Consider the following 14,409-nt stretch of genomic DNA (forward strand, 5'->3'; position numbering starts at 1 on the left):
GTATGGCCAGGGCGGGTCTGGCCGGTCTCCCGGGGCGCCGCCGCGCACCAGGCCCGATCATGGGGCCCATGTCCGCGTCGCGCCGCCACCGGGGTGAGGGCCCGCTGCTCCTCGTCTGCTCCTCGGGCGGCCACCTGCTCCAGCTCGTGGGCCTGGACGCGGCCTTCCGCGACTTCCCGCGCCTGTGGGTGACATTCGACAAGCCCGACGCCCACGCGCTGCTGGCCGGCGAGCAGGTCCTCTACGCCCACGGCCCGACGAACCGCAACATCCCCAACCTGCTGCGCAACCTGCGCCTCGCCCGCCGGGTGCTGGTCACGCGCCGTCCACGGGCGATCGTCTCGACCGGAGCGGGCGTGGCCGTGCCCTTCGCCTGGCTCGGGCGCCTCATGGGCATCCCGGTGGTCTACATCGAGAGCGTCACGCGCATCTCGTCGCTGTCGCTGTCGGGGCGCATGATCGCGCCGGTCGCCAGCGACTTCTTCGTCCAGTGGCCCGAGCTAGCGGGCGCCGTCCCCGGCGCGCGCTACGAGGGCGGCAACCTCACGCCGGCATGATCTTCGTCACCACCGGCACCAACGAGCAGGGCTTCGACCGGTTGGTGGCCGCCGCGCGCGAGCTGCCGGGCGACGAGGAGCTGCTCGTGCAGTACGGCTCCTCGACCGAGCTGCACGGCCGCGGGCGCTGGGAGGCCTTCCTGTCCTGGGAGGAGATGACCGCGGCGATGACGCAGGCTCGTGTCGTCGTGGCCCATGCGGGCGTCGGATCGATCCTGCTCGCCCACCGCTGCGGCCGCCGCCCCGTCGTGATGCCGCGCCGCGTCGCCCTGGGTGAGGCCGTCGACGACCATCAGCTCGAGCTCGCCCAGCGCCTGCACGCGCGCGGCGAGGTCACGCTCGCGCTGGACGGTGACGCGCTGGCGCGCGCCGTGGCCGTCGCACCCTCCATGCTGGCCGGAACGGGCTCGGGGCCCGCCACCGGCCCGCTCGTCGCCGAGCTGCGCTGCACGCTGCAACGCCTCACCGCCGGGGTTCCGGCCTGATGGCGCGCCTGCTGTTCCTGGCCTACCACTATCCGCCGGTGGGTGGCGGCGGCGTGCAGCGCAATCGCCGCTTCGCCGAGCACCTGCGGTCCTTCGGCCACGAGCCGGTCGTCGTGACCGGCACGGGCTCGCAGTCGGCGCGCTGGACGCCCCTGGACGCGACGCTCGCCGATCCGGCCCTGGCCGGGCTGAGCACCCATCGTGTGCCGGGCCCCGAGCCGGCTCCGGGCACCGGCACGGCACGACTGGTCAACGGCCTGCTGGATCGCCACGATCCGCTGCTGCGCTGGTGGCTGGAGGGCGCGGTCGCCGCCGGGCGGACCGCCGGGACCGGCTGCGACGCCATCCTGGCCTCCCTCATCCCCTACGAGACGGCCCAGGCGGCCATGCGCCTCTCGGCCGACCTCGGCATCCCGTGGATCGCCGACCTGCAGGACCCCTGGGCGCTCGACGAGATGTGGCTCTACCCGACGGGCCTGCACCACCGCATCGACCGCCGGCGCATGCGCCGCCAGCTCGCCTCGGCCGCGGCCATCGTCATGAACACCCCGGAGGCCGCCGACCGGCTCTGCCGCGAGTTCCCCGAGCTGCGGTCGCGGATCGTCGCCTCGATCACCAACGGCTTCGACGCCGCGGACTTCGCCACGCCGGTCGCACCGCGCACCGACGGCACCTTCCGCATCGTGCACACGGGCACGATGCACACGACCACGGGGCTGCGCCTGCGCGCCCGCAAGCGCCTGCGCCGGGCGCTGGGCGGCGTGACGCCGCACGTCGACTTCCTACCGCGGTCCCATGTCTACCTCCTCGAGGCGCTCGGGCGCCTGCGCGAGCAGGACCCGTCGCTGACCGAGGGCGTGGAGGTCCACCTGGCGGGCGTGCTGACCGAGGCCGACCGGCGGATCGCCGACGCGTCACCGTTCGCCCGCCTGTTGGGCTATCTCTCCCACGAGGACACGCTGGCGCTCGTGCGGACCGCCGACCTGCTCTTCCTGCCGATGCACGACCTCGCTCCCGGCCACCGGGCCGGCCTGGTTCCGGGCAAGGCCTATGAGTACATCGCCTCAGGGCGCCCGATCCTCGCGGCGGTCCCCGACGGCGACGTCCGCGACATCCTCGGCGCCGTGCGCACCGCCCGCTTCTGCCGGCCGGCCGACGTCGACGCGATGGCCCGGCTGCTGCGCGAGGCGGTCCTCGCCCGCCGGGCCGGGATCCCGGGACCGGCCCCCGACCCGGCCGCCGTCGCGCCCTACGAGCGTCGGGCCCTCACGGCGCGCCTGGCCGGCGTCATCGACGACGTGCTCGACACGCCGGCGCGCGAGCTGCCGACCGCCGCGCTGCCGGCCTGAGCGGCTGCCGCTCAGGCCGCGCGGAACGGCGAGCGACCCGCGAGGGCGGCGCTGCGCGACGGCGATAGCGCGGCCTGCAGCGCGGCACGCAGTCCGGCCAGGTGTCCGCGCGGGTAGCCGGGTCGCCGCGCGCGCACGACGAGGTGGGTCAGCTCGTCCAGGGCCGTGGCCAGGGCCGCCACGCGGGCCGCGCGCGGGCCGTCGTGCTTGAGCACGTAGCGGATGTGGCTGCGCACATCGGCCGTGCGCAGGGCACTGCGCGGCGCGGAGTGCCCGCCGCCGTGCACGGCGCCCGCGGCCGGCTCGTAGCGCACGCGCAGGCCGCGGGCCCACAGCCGCGCGCACAGGTCGGTGTCCTCGGCGTACATGAAGAAGCCCTCGTCCAGGCCGCCGAGGGCCGCCAGCGCGTCGCGGCGGACGAGCATGCACGCGCCCGAGACCCAGTCGGGCTCCTGGGGGCGCTCGTAGAAGGCGCAGGCGTGCACGAGGTCATCGCTCCAGGCGGCGTCGGGCGCGAGGCGATGCAGGAACAGCGCCTTGGACCACGCCGAGCGCAGGCGCGGGAACCGGCGCACGCTGCGCTGCAGCACGCCGTGCTCGTCGACGATCCGCGGGGCGACCAGGCCGATGCCGGGGTCGGCGTCCAGGACCCCGGCCAGGGTGCGGACCGCCTCGGGCGTCATCGTGGCGTCGGGGTTGAGCAGCAGGACGTACGGCGCCGTGCCACACGCGATCCCGAGGTTGCAGCCGTAGGCGAACCCGCCGTTGCGCGGTGCGGGCACGAGCGTGACGTCCAGGTCCTGCACGGTGTCGAAGCCGGGGTCGGCCGACGCGGTGTCCACGACGGTCACGGTCATCTCGGCGGCATCGGCCAGTGGGGCCACGCAGGCGCGCAGCGTGTCGCGGCTGGCGTGGGCCACGATGACGACGTCGACGCGGGCGGTGCTCATGCGCTGCGCAGCGTACGGCCCGCGGCTCTCAATCCGTCAGCGCGGAGGCCCGCGCCCCGGCCGCCGGCGCCCCCGGGAGACGCCGCAGGGCCGCGTCGATCCCCAGGGAGCGCACCCGCCGGTCGGTCGCCGAGCACGTCCGCTCGGTCCACACGTTGGCGACATAGCTGACGCCGTCCTCGCAGCTGACCCCGGGGCCAGGTTGCGCTCATAGCGGACGTGGTCGGCGTAGCGCGGTCCGCCCGCGGGCTGGAACGCCTGGGTGGAGGTGTTGTGGCGCACGATGACGTGGCGGCCCACCCCGAGCTGCGCGGAGTAGTAGCACGGGGACACGGGCGTGTCGCGGCACGGCCCGAAGACGTTGTCCTCGATGAGCACGTGCTGGGGCGGGGCCTCGTTGCCGTCGGCCCCGTAGGACATGCGCAGGCCCACGCTGCCGCAGCGCTCGAAGCGGTTGCCGCGGATGACGAGGTCCTCCCCGTTCTCGATCTGCAGGCAGTCGACGTGGGCGGTCGGGCTCGTCGTGTTGACGTCGTGGAACCACACGCCCTCGATCGTCAGGCGGGTCGGCACGATGAGCGGGTCCGACCCATAGACGCGCTGGATCTCGGGATGGGTGCCATCGGGCAGGTTGGCGCCCCCGACGCTGCCGCCGCGGATGGCCATGTCGCGACCGCCGGTGATGTAGAGCAGGCGCTGGCGCACACCGGCCAGCGACACCTCGCGGACCTGGTTCAGGACGGTGTCGCCGACGTCGAGCACGGCGCCGCCGCCGCCGCCCGACAGCGCGATGCCCGACGGTCCCGGATGGCCGTAGGACGCGCCGAGGGTCAGGCCGCCGAGCGTCACCCGCGCGCCGGGAGCGGGACGGAACGTGACGCACGCGGCGGCGCGCCGCGCGCTCTCGCACCCCGTGCCGCGCTTGGCCGGGTCGGTCGTCACGAGCTGCGGGCCGTAGCGACCGGCGGCGAGCGCGACGACGGCGCCGGGGCGTGCGAGGTGATAGGCGCGGTCCAGCGTGCGGCACGGAAGCTCGCTGGTGCAGGGGGCGGCGTCGTCGCCGCCCGGAGTGAGGAACAGCGATGCCGCCGCCCGGCCGGCCGCGGGCATGGCCGGCGCCGAGGTGGTCACGGCGGCCCGCCCTGCGCCGTGGTCCTCGTCGAGCACGATGGCCAGCGCGGCGGCGACGCCCGCCAGCGCGATGACGACCGCGGCGGCCAGCAGCCCTCGGGGAAGGTGCGTGTCCACGCGCATGGCGGCCGGACTCAGCGCGCGGCGCGCGCGCCGTCGAGGGTGCCCCGCAGGCTGCCCGCGACCAACGGCAGCTGCAGGCAGCCGTACTGCACGACCCGCAGCGCGAGGCGCTGGGTGCGCGTCGTGCACAGCCCGCGCGCCTGCAGGCGCTCGAGCCCCCAGATCGAGCGCCACGGGATCCAGTAGCGCGGCCGGCGCCACTCGGGGACGTGGCGGCGGGCGGCGCCGACGCCGTTGCGGCTCAGCCACGTGGCGCCCTGCCCCAGGCGGTAGGCCACGCGGGCCAGCTCGCGCACGCCGTCGCGCGTGGGATGGGCCACCACGACCTCGCGGGCGTAGACCATCGTGATCCCCGCGATCCGGGCGCGCTCGCCGAAGTCGCGATCGTGGGTCTGCCAGGCCGCGGAGCCGTCGAAGCCCCCCAGGCGGGACACGACGTCACGGGTCGCCCAGAGGTTGGCGGTGGCGCCGAAGCCGTCGGCGACGTAGGCGGACTGGTCGAGGTAGCCCCGCCCGAAGTCCATCATCGCCGGAACGGTCGGGCGGTCGGCGAGCTGGAGCTCGATGTGGCCGGCCACCAGGCCGGCGGGCGAGGCCTGGAGCGCGGCGCGGCCGCGTTCGATCCAGTCGCTCGCCGGGATCGTGTCGTCGTCGGTGAAGGCCATGAGCTGACCCGTGGCCTGTGCGATGCCGCGGTTGGTGGCCGCGCCGGGCCCTCCCGACCGCGCGACCGACACGACCCGGGCGCCGGCGGCGGCGGCCACCGCGGCGGTGTCGTCGCCGGACCCGTCGTCGACGATGATGACCTCGAAGTCGCCGGCGCCAGGCGTCTGTGCGGCCAGCGCGCCGAGGACGCCGGGCAGCCGCGCGGCGCCGTTCCTGGTGGGGATGATGACCGAGACGCGCACGGCCTCAGGCCTCCTGCCCGGCGAGCGGGGCGACGGCGCCGCGCGGGACGTCGCGGCGCGCGGACGACCACGCCCAGAACGCGGCGGCGTTGGCGAGGGCGGCGACGCAGAAGGCGAGCGCCACGCGGTGCAGGGCGGCCCCCGGCAGGGCCAGCTCGAGCCCGACGAACACGGCGGCCGACGCCGCCCAGATGGCGGCGGCGCCGACGGCCTCCGACCGCGCGAGCGCGGCCTGCGACAGGGTCGCCGCGACGAGGTAGCCGCCGGCGCCTGCGGCCAGCAGCGCGAGGTCCAGCCGGCCGGCGTCGAAGCCGGCGCCGTAGAGCACGCGCATGACGGCCGGGCCGACGACGAACGCCCCCAGGATCATGAGCCCGGAGAACCCGGCCAGGATCGCCACCGTCCGGGTGACGGCCCGCCGGAACCCGTGCTCGTCGCGGCGCACGAGCATCGTGGTGAGGTTGGGCAGCAGCGCGGCGGCCACGCCCTGGAAGAGGTAGGCGGGGGCGCGCACGAGCATCGTGGCGGCGAACACGACGCCGGCGGCGGTGCCTGCGTGCGGGCCGCCGTGCAGCATGACCAGCACCGGCCCGCCGCTGAGCAGGACCTGGTCGCCGGCGGCCAGGACGGTGACCGGTGCGGCGAAGTGGGTGGCGCTGCGCAGCCGGAACGGCTCGCCCGGCGCAGCGCCGCGCCCCCGGAGCACCCCGCGTCCCCGCCACAGCAGGGGGGCGACGGCGCCCGCGACGGCCGCCGCGGCCAGGGCCGCGGCCGCCAGGGCGGGCGAGCCCACGAGGAAGAGCGGCAGCGCGACCGCGACGCGGACGCCGCCGTCCACGAGCAGCAGCAGGCCGTATCCGGCATACCAGCGCCGGCCGCCGACCAGCCCGCGCATGAAGTAGGAGGCGCCGTAGCCGCCGATGCCGACGACGAGCATCGCCGTCAGCGCGTCGCGGCCGTCGAAGAGACCGTCGGTCAGCGGGCGCCACGCCAGCGCGCAGCCGGCGGCGGCCGCCACCACCGTGGCCGCCGCCAGCGTGCCGACCGAGCGCACCACGGGCCGCACGTCGCCGCCGTCGGCCGTGCGCTGCGCCACGGCGCGCGACAGCGTCTGCTCGACCGGACGGAAGAGCACGACGGCGACGAGGAACATCGCCGCCCACAGGACCGCGATCGGGCCGTAGTCGGCCGGGCCCAGCGCGCGGGCCGCCACCGCGTTGAACGCGTAGGCCAGCACGCCGGAGCCGACCGTGCCGGCCGACATGAGCAGCGCACCGGGGGCACGGCGCGAGCGGGCGACGCCGGCGGCGGGCTCGCCGCCCGCCGCCGCCGGTGCCCGCTCGATCGTCACCGTCGCCGTGCTCACCGCACGACCGCGTCGACGAAGTAGTTGCTCGACGAGTACGAGCCGGTCGGGAAGACCCCGGCCGAGGCGGCGTAGACGCCGTTGCGACCGTCGTCGATGCTGAACAGCGGGCCGTTGACCAGCCGCGTGCCCAGCCCCGACTGCGTCATCACGAACCGGGTGTTGAACCCGACCGAGACGGTGTAGACGACCCCGGGCGTCAGCGTCACGGGCGTGCTCAGCGCCTGCTGCTGCCAGCCCGAGGCCGTCTCGCCGGTGAACGTGGTCTGCGCGAGCACCGTGCCGTCGGGCGCCCAGAGCGTGCCGACGTGGGTGCCGGTCTCGGCGGCGTCCTTGTAGAACCGGATCGCCGTCAGCGAGACCGCCGACGTCACGGCGACCTTCGTGCCGAGCTCGTAGGTCCACGGCCCGGAGCCGCCGCGGCCGTCCCGGACGTCCAGGCCCGTCAGCGCCGGGGTCAAGCCGGACATGAGCGAGCACGGACACGCCGAGGTCGTGAACGTCCACACCTTGGCCGTCGACATCGACGTGCCCACGGCGCTCTTGACCCCGGTCGTGATCGTCGCCGTGTACGTCGTCGACGCGCTCAGGGGACCGGTCGGCGTCAGCGTCGCGGTCCGGCTCGGGTCGTCGTAGGTCACCGTGGCCGGCACGACACCCGACGGCCCGGTGAGGCTGAACGTCGTCGCGGTGATCGTGCTCGGGTCCATGGAGCCCGAGAACGTGGCCTGCACGGGCTGGTCGATGGCGACCGAGGTCGCGCCCGCCGCGGGCGAGGTCGCCGTCACCGATGGCGCCGCGCCGATCGCGGTGGAGAAGCTCCAGGTCACCGCGGCCGGCAGCGCGGTCCCGTCGTCGGAGCGGATGCCCGTGGTCAGCCTGGCCGTGTAGCTCGCGCCCGTGCTCAGCGCAGTGGTGGGCCGCAGCGTCGCGGTCAGCGTCGCATCGTTCCAGCTCACTGTCGCCGGCACCGTGCTGCCGCCCGCGGTCTGCAGCACGAACGTGGAGGCCGTGATGCTCGCCGGGTCCATGCCCGAGCCGAACGTCGCCGTCACCGTCGTGAGCGGGTCGACGTTCGTCGCGCCGCTCACCGGAGTGCGCGACGTCACCGACGGCGTGTTGACCGGCGAGCCGGCGCTCGTGACCACGACGTCGACGAAGTAGTTCGAGGTGTGCCAGCTGCTGGTCGGGTAGGAGCCTGCGGCCGAGGCGAACACCCCGTTGGCGCCCACCACGCTGTGCAGCGAGCCGTTGGACAGCTGCGCCGACAGGCCGCCCTCGGTCATCACGAAGCGGGAGTTCAGGCCCACGGAGGCGGTGTAGATCGCCCCGGCCGTGAGGCTCAGCGGCGTGGCCAGGACGGCCTTCTGCCACCCCGACGCGGATTCGTTGGCGAACGTCACGGAGGCGACCTGCGTCCCCGAGGCGTTCCACACCCGCCCGATGTGGGTGCCGGTCTCACCGGCGTCCTTGTAGAAGCGCAGCGTCGTCAGCCTCATCGACTTGTCGACGTAGAAGCGGGTGCCCATCTCGTAGGTCCAGCCCGTGCCCGAGCGCCCGTCGGCCACGTCGAGCCCGGTCATGGCCGGCGTCAGCGTGGAGGGCATGAGCGAGCAGGCGCAGTCCGCGGTCGTGAACGTCCAGGAGACCGCGTTGGCCATCGGCGTGCCGTCGCTGCTGCGGATCGCGGTCGTCAGCTGGGCGGTGTAGCTCGCGCCCGGCGTCAGCGCCGCGGTGGGCGTCAGGCTCGCCGTCCGGGACGTGCTGTCGTAGGCGACCGTGCCGGCCACCGTCACGTTGGACGCGTCGAGCAGGACGAAGCTCTGGGCCGTCACCGACGCCGGGTCCAGGGCCCGGTCGAAGGTCGCGGTGATCGCCGCGACGGTGCTGGCGGTCGCCGATCCCGCCGCCGGCGTGGTGGCCGTCACGGCCGGCGCGGTCGTCGCCGTCGTGGCCGTGGTGAACGTCCAGCTGACGTCGTTGCCCAGGACCGAGCCGTCGGAGGCCTTGATGGTCCCGGCCAGCCGGGCCGTGTACGTGACGCCGAGCGTGAGCGCCGATGCCGGGGTCAGGGTCGCCGTGTTCGTCGTGGCGTCGTAGCTGATCGCCGCCGCGACGGCGCTGCCGCCGGACGGGGTCAGCGTGAACGTCGTGCCCGTCAGCGTCGTGGCGTCGACGCCACGCGAGAACACCGCGCGCACCAGCGTGCTCGTCGAGACGCCCGTGGCCAGCGGCGCGGGCTGCTTGCCCGTCACCGTCAGCGCGGCGGCCGTCGTGAACGTGGAGGTCGCCGGGGCGGCCATGGCGGTGCCGTCGGCGCCCTTCACCGACGTGGACACGGTCGCCGTGTACTGCCGCGTCGGATCCAGCGCCGCGCTGGGCGTCAGGGTCGCGGTGTCGCTGGCGGCGTCGTAGGTGACGGACGCGGCGACCGCGGTGCCGAGCTGCGGCGCCAGCGTGACCGTCGACGAGGTGATCGTCGAGGCGGTCATGTCGCGGTCGAAGGTGACCTTGACCGTGGTGCTGATCGGCACCGAGGAGGCGCCGTCGGCGGGGGTGATGCTCAGCACCGTCGGCGGCGTGCCCGCCCCGGTGGTGAAGCTCCAGGTCACGTCGGAGGCGAGGGTGCCGCCCCAGCCGGCGATGCCCGCCGAGCCGCCCTTGAGCGTGGCCGTGTAGGTGGCGTTGCCGCCCAGGGGCGAGCTCGGGGTCAGCTTCGCGGTGCGCGTGGCGGCGTCGTAGGCGACGGTCGCGGCGACCGCGCTGCCGGCCGCCGTGCGCAGCGTGAAGGTCGTGCCGTTCACCGTGGACGCATCGAGGTCGGAGTCGAACGTCGCGGTGACGGCCGACGTCGTCGCCACGCCCGTGGCGTCCGGGGACGGGCTGCGGCCGGTGAGCACCGGCGCGGTGGCCGGATCGACCACGATGCCCGCGATCGGCGTGGTCGGGCGCGCGCCCATGTCCGACAGGATGTTCGTCGTGGCCTGCTGGATGTCCAGCGTGGGCTCACCGGCCCCGGCGTCGTTGACGTCCAGGCCACGTGCCCAGTAGTTCGTGCCCGTGGAGACCACCCAGGCGCCACTGGCGGCCTTGTAGGCCGTGCTGGCCTGGGTCGCGGAGCCGGCGACGTACGTGCGGCCCGCGTCCTGCAGGATGTTGCCGGTCACCGGGGACGCGGCGAAGGTCTGCGTTCCGGCCGGCTCGAGGCCGTTGGCCGCGCGGGCGTTCCACTCCCAGCCGACGAGCCCGGAGCCGAAGGACACCGATCCGCCCGCTGCCTGGTTGGCGGCGGTCGTATGGCGCCAGATGCGGTTGGCGCCCTGGGCGGCGGGGACGACGAGCGGGAACGGGTGGACGTCGTTGTCGCCGATGTACTGCTCGCCGGCGATCGCGTTCTCGGGGGCGTTGGCACCCGCGGGGTCCCGCCACGTGCCGGTGGGCGACACGGGGTCGGCCACGCCGCTCTCGGTGGTCTTGTAGGCCACCTCGACGCGATTGGCCGCGCCGGAGAACGGGCTGGACTCGAAGCGGATGCGCCAGTAGATCTGGTTCGAGCCGGTGAAGAACAGGCCGGTGCCGGCGTTGCGCGCCGCGGTGATCGCGTTGCGCATCTCGCTGGACCAGTACTCCGAGTGCGCGCCGGAGATCAGCGCCTTGTGGTCGGCGGCCAGGCTTGCGGTGGCGTGCAGGTCGGTGTCGGTCAGGTACGTGAGGTCGTAGCCCTGGCGCTCCAGGAAGCCGACGTTGGGCAGGTCGGCGAACGGGAAGAAGTCGTTCTCACCGTTGTAGCTCTGGGCGTAGGGGCGGTCATAGGACACCTTGACCGCACGCGTCGTGCCGGACACGGTGGTGGCGCCGTTGCTGTTGAACGTGTACAGCGACTTGCCGCCGTAGGGGTTGTAGGCCTGGTAGCTGGAGGTCGGGACCTCGAAGACGGCGCTGGAGTGGCTGCCGTCCTGGCGGACGATGAGCAGGATCGAGTTGTCCGATCCGTTGTCGTCGCGCACGAGCTTGAGCCAGTAGACGCCCGACGGCCAGCTCGTCGAAGTGGTCACCGTCGTGGTTGCCGTCCACGCCGAGCAGTCGATCAGCCCGGTGTTGCCCGCTCCCTCGTCGCAGCCGGGCTGGGCCACGCCCCTCTGCCCGGGGATGGTCGAGATGAGGCGACCGTGGGTGCCGCCGTACCAGCCCATCCGGTAGATGTCGATGTGGAACGGCGCGTTGTCGCCGCTGGGTCCGGTGTTGATCTTGAGGTCGACGCTGCCGCCCTGGTTGACGCTGGTGGCGGTGGCGAAGCCCTCGATGCCGTTGTCGTAGGCGCGCCCGGCGTTCGTGAGCTTCCAGCTCGCGGTGCCCGGCACGCAGTTCTCCAGGACCACGGCGTTGCCCGACCCGCAGGTGCGGGCCAGCGGCTTGGCCTGCGCGGTGTTCGAGCGGCCAGACTCACCCGAGCTGACCGCGGTCACCGCGTAGTAGTAGGTGGTGCCGTTGGTCGCCGTGTCGGTGAACGTCGCCGCCGTCGGCGAGCCGACGAGGGTCGTGATGGCGCCGGCCGTGGTCCCGCGGTAGACGCGGTAGCTCGTGGTGCCCGACACCGGCTGCCAGGCGAGTGAGACCTTCCCGTCGAGGGCGATCGCCGTCAATCCCGTCGGGGGTTGGGCGCCGTGTGGGCGACCTGGGGGACCGACACGGCCGCCGCGGCGGCCACGATCAGGATCAACGTCAGATACCGCTTCATCTCACTCGCCTTAATCTCTGCTGCTTCGTGTCTCGCGCAGCCGGGCGGCTACGCGACGCTCGCCACGCCGAGGCCCGCTGCCGCGATCTGCTCGCGGCGCTCCCGGTGCCAGGCGGCGGTGACCGCCAGGCCGTCGGACAGCGACACCTCGGCGCGGAAGCCGAGCAGCTCGAAGGCCTTCGTCGTGTCCGGGATGCGGCAGCGCACGTCCTGGTAGCGGCCGCCGATCTGCTCGTAGGGCACCATGCGTGCTCGCAGGGGCCCGCTCAGGCCCAGCGCCGCCTGCGCCTCGTGGGCCAGGCGGAAGATCGTCGTCGGCTCGTCGCCGCCGATGTTGATGACCTCGCCCTCGGCCTCCGGGGTGTCCAGGGTCCGCACGACGCCGTCGACGGTGTCGGTGACGAACGTGAACGTGCGCACCTGGCGCCCGTCCCCGTGGATGTCCATCAGCTTGCCGTCGAGCAGGATCTCGAAGAACGCGGCCTGCGGGCCGCCCCACCACGACGGGTTGTTGCGCGGGCCGTAGGACCCGAAGAACCGCAGGATCTTGACGCGCAGGCCCTGCTCGGCGGCCATCGCCAGGGCCACGTGCTCGTCGTAGAGCTTGGAGGTCGCGTAGGCCCAGCGGCGCGTCGTGGGCGGCCCGAGGGTCAGCGCGTCGTCCTCGGCGAACGGCGGCGTGGCGTTGCCGTACACGTCGGAGGTGGAGGCCACGACGACCTGCGCGTCGAGCGCGAGCGCCGCCTCGTAGAGCGATTCGGCGCCGGCGACGTTGGCCTGCAGCGTCTTGAGCGCCCCGCCGTAGCGCGGGATCTTCTCGGCCGCCAGGTGCACGAGCGCGTCGCAGCCCGCGAACGTGCGGCGGACCCGCAGGGCGTCACGGCAGTCGAGCTCGGCGAACGTGAAGTTCGGGTGCGCGGCGAAGGTGCTCATGTTGCTCGGCGAGCCGTGGGAGAAGTCGTCGATGCCGACGACCTCACGGCCTTCGGCCAGCAGCCGGTCGCACAGGTGCGAGCCGATGAAGCCGGCCGATCCGGTCACGCCAACCTTGGCGGGTCTACTCATGCGGTCTCCTTAGCCAGACGTCGAGCGTCCGTGGTTGCCCGTCCGCAGCGGCCGTGCCGCGGATCGTCGTGATGTGAGCGAAGTGGGTGTGCAGCCAGGCGCCCACGATCCGGTCGTAGCCGACCCCGAAGGCGCCGTGGTGGTAGAGCGCGAGCTGCGTGCGGTCGATGACCGCCAGGCGCACCCCGCGGTCCTGCAGCGTGCGGATCGCCTGGCGCTCGTCGGCGGGGCCGTCCAGCGCGCCGGGCAGCAGCGAGAGCTGCGGCAGCGGGTCGACCCGGTCGGTCATGACGTACAGGGACGTCATCTGGGGCGCGAGCAGGATGGGCTCCGAAGGCCGGGTTGTGCGCTGGATGACGTCGACGGCCTGCTGGTAGACCGGGCCGTCGGCGGCCGTGGCGGCCATGACCCCGTGCGGCCCGTGGACCATGACGGTCTCCCGGCGGGCGTCGTGGACCAGCAGGGCCAGGCACGCGGCGGCGAGCAGCGCGAGCCACGCCAGCCCCAGGGCGCGGACCGGCCCGGCCGCCGCCGGGCGCACCCGCGGCAACACGCGGACGTGCAGCCACGCCAGCAGCACGGCGATCAGCGGCATCGCATATGCGGTGCCCTGCTGGGCCTTGGGGTTCGGGTAGGGCGCGAAGCGCGCGTAGACCGTGAACGAGAAGCCCACGACGAGCAATGCCACCATCAGCGCGAGCTGGTCGGCGGGCGCCCACGGCCGCGCCCGGCCGCGCAGGGCCGCGGCACCGAGACCGAGCGAGGCCAGCAGCGCGCCGGCCGGCATCCACGCGAAGGCGTACTTGAGGTAGAAGCGCGACGTCTCGGGCGCGGCGAGCACCGCCAGGACGGCCACCAGCGCCCCGGCCACGACCAGCGCGACGGCCGCGCGGCGCCCGGCACGACGGCGCGCGAGCAGCACGCCCGCCGCCACGACGGCCGCCGCGCCCGTGCCGTACAGCGCGAGCTGGCCGGCCAGGCCGGCGAAGCTGCGCGGCGTGCGCGGCGCGAGGACGCGGTAGACCTCGGCGACCGACTCGCGCAGGGGGCCGCGCGGGAACAGGTTCTGGTGCAGGAGGGTGTCGACCGTCAGCGTGCCGTGCCCGAGCGCGGCGGCGGCCAGGAACGCGCCGTAGCCGGCGGCGGCCACGGCCAGCGCGGTCACCGCCACCAATGCGGCGTCGGCCAGCGCGCGCCGGCGGCGACCGGCCGCGGCGGTCCCCCCGCGCACCGCGAGCCAGCCCCCAAGGCCAGCGCCAGCGCGCCGAAGACCTCGGGCTTGGTCAGCGCCGTCAAGCCCATGCAGATCCCCGCCACCGTCAGCCAGCGACGTCCCGCACCGTCGGCGACGCGCCCCGCGGCCAGGACCGCCACGAGCACGAGCACCATCCCCAACGGCACCGCCAGCGTGTGCGGCTGCACGTAGGAGATGTTGGTGTTCGACAGCGCCGGGACCGCGGCCAGCGTCGCGGCCAGCGCGGCGGGCGCGGGCGCCACGAGCCGGCGGGCCAGGACATAGGTCAGCGCCACGGCGGTGACGGCGAGCACGAGCCCGAGCGCCACCGACGGTCCGACGCCGATCCCCAGGACCTCGTAGAGCGCTCCGAGCAGCAACGGCCCCAGCGGGCCGTACCAGTACTGGTAGTCGAGGTAGGGCGCGTCGAGGTGCGAGATCTTGCCGGCGGCGACGAGGTCGTAGCCCGAGTCGACCGACAGGTCCCCCAGCGGTTCCAGGTC

General features: G+C 74.4%; 11 protein-coding genes. 3 read left to right on the top strand and 8 right to left on the bottom strand.

Translation table 11 applies throughout. The annotated features are described in order from the left end of the window. The first annotated feature begins 68 nt into the window (after nt 1-68). The 3 genes from pssD to FSW04_RS22610 are packed head-to-tail and all read left to right on the top strand — an operon-like array spanning nt 69 to nt 2,391. Entirely contained in the window at nt 69-557 is a 489-nt protein-coding gene (gene pssD, locus FSW04_RS22600) for a PssD/Cps14F family polysaccharide biosynthesis glycosyltransferase (protein WP_146922449.1), read from the top strand. After that, entirely contained in the window at nt 554-1,042 is a 489-nt protein-coding gene (locus tag FSW04_RS22605; RefSeq protein WP_146922450.1) for a glycosyltransferase, read from the top strand. Before pssD ends, FSW04_RS22605 begins: the two co-directional genes overlap by 4 nt. Beyond that, a complete protein-coding gene (locus FSW04_RS22610; RefSeq protein WP_146922451.1) occupies nt 1,042-2,391 on the top strand; it encodes a glycosyltransferase in 1,350 nt (449 codons plus the stop codon). The genes FSW04_RS22605 and FSW04_RS22610 overlap by 1 nt, the downstream gene beginning before the upstream one ends. Before the next feature lie 11 nt (nt 2,392-2,402). On the opposite strand, the gene FSW04_RS22615 is transcribed toward FSW04_RS22610, so the two are convergent. The 8 genes from FSW04_RS22615 to FSW04_RS22650 all read right to left on the bottom strand — a co-directional run bounded on the left by FSW04_RS22615 (nt 2,403) and on the right by FSW04_RS22650 (nt 14,286). Next, nucleotides 2,403-3,341 carry a glycosyltransferase family 2 protein gene (locus FSW04_RS22615; protein WP_146922452.1) on the bottom strand — a complete coding sequence of 313 codons (939 nt, stop codon included), beginning with the start codon at nt 3,339-3,341 and terminating at the stop codon, nt 2,403-2,405. Nucleotides 3,342-3,377: 36 nt separating this feature from the next. After that, entirely contained in the window at nt 3,378-4,595 is a 1,218-nt protein-coding gene (locus FSW04_RS22620; RefSeq protein ID WP_146922453.1) for a right-handed parallel beta-helix repeat-containing protein, read from the bottom strand. 11 nt (nt 4,596-4,606) lie between these two features. Continuing rightward, nucleotides 4,607-5,503, bottom strand: a complete 897-nt coding sequence (locus FSW04_RS22625) for a glycosyltransferase family 2 protein (protein ID WP_146922454.1) — start codon at nt 5,501-5,503, stop codon at nt 4,607-4,609. A 4-nt stretch (nt 5,504-5,507) separates the two neighbouring features. Then, nucleotides 5,508-6,869, bottom strand: coding sequence for a lipopolysaccharide biosynthesis protein (locus FSW04_RS22630; RefSeq protein ID WP_146922455.1), 1,362 nt, complete (start codon nt 6,867-6,869; stop codon nt 5,508-5,510). Beyond that, nucleotides 6,866-11,464 carry an Ig-like domain-containing protein gene (locus FSW04_RS22635; protein WP_146922456.1) on the bottom strand — a complete coding sequence of 1,533 codons (4,599 nt, stop codon included), beginning with the start codon at nt 11,462-11,464 and terminating at the stop codon, nt 6,866-6,868. Before FSW04_RS22635 ends, FSW04_RS22630 begins: the two co-directional genes overlap by 4 nt. A gap of 191 nt (nt 11,465-11,655) precedes the next feature. Further along, complete coding sequence (locus FSW04_RS22640; RefSeq protein WP_146922457.1) at nt 11,656-12,672, bottom strand: NAD-dependent epimerase/dehydratase family protein; 1,017 nt, start codon at nt 12,670-12,672, stop codon at nt 11,656-11,658. Beyond that, on the bottom strand, nt 12,665-13,837 hold the full coding sequence (locus tag FSW04_RS22645; RefSeq protein WP_146922458.1) for a hypothetical protein: 1,173 nt from the start codon (nt 13,835-13,837) through the stop codon (nt 12,665-12,667). The genes FSW04_RS22640 and FSW04_RS22645 overlap by 8 nt, the downstream gene beginning before the upstream one ends. Continuing rightward, on the bottom strand, nt 13,834-14,286 hold the full coding sequence (locus tag FSW04_RS22650) for a glycosyltransferase family 39 protein (RefSeq protein ID WP_187369032.1): 453 nt from the start codon (nt 14,284-14,286) through the stop codon (nt 13,834-13,836). The genes FSW04_RS22645 and FSW04_RS22650 overlap by 4 nt, the downstream gene beginning before the upstream one ends. Nucleotides 14,287-14,409 lie beyond the last annotated feature (123 nt).

The organism is Baekduia soli, assembly GCF_007970665.1.
In the GTDB taxonomy this organism is placed as follows: Bacteria; Actinomycetota; Thermoleophilia; order Solirubrobacterales; family Solirubrobacteraceae; genus Baekduia; species Baekduia soli.